This is a genomic window from Vibrio sp. 10N.286.46.A8 (assembly GCF_041470165.1).
GTDB classification, from domain to species: domain Bacteria; phylum Pseudomonadota; class Gammaproteobacteria; order Enterobacterales; family Vibrionaceae; genus Vibrio; species Vibrio tasmaniensis_A.
Genome location: NZ_JBFRLX010000395.1, coordinates 1 through 218, shown reverse-complemented (window position 1 = coordinate 218; position 218 = coordinate 1). Strand labels below are relative to the sequence as shown.

Sequence of the window (218 nt, the reverse complement as noted above, 5' to 3'; positions counted from 1 at the left end):
CTATCACACCGGATGCCGATTTCAATGGCGATATTGACCTAAGCTTCGACCTTTCTGATGGTACTGAAACGGTTGTTGCAACAGCCGACCTTACTGTGAATCCAGTGAATGACATCGCAGTTGTAGAAGATGTCGCTTACACCATTGAAGAAGACGGTTCACTTACCTTTACAGACGAGCAACTGCTAGCGGGTGCTTCTGATATTGATGGTGATGAG

At 46.3% G+C, this 218-nt stretch carries 1 protein-coding gene; it reads left to right on the top strand.

Annotation, left to right across the window (positions count from 1 at the left end; all coding sequences use genetic code 11):
- A partial coding sequence (locus AB4232_RS22655) for a cadherin-like domain-containing protein (RefSeq protein WP_372088105.1) occupies positions 1 to 218 on the top strand: 218 nt, incomplete at both ends.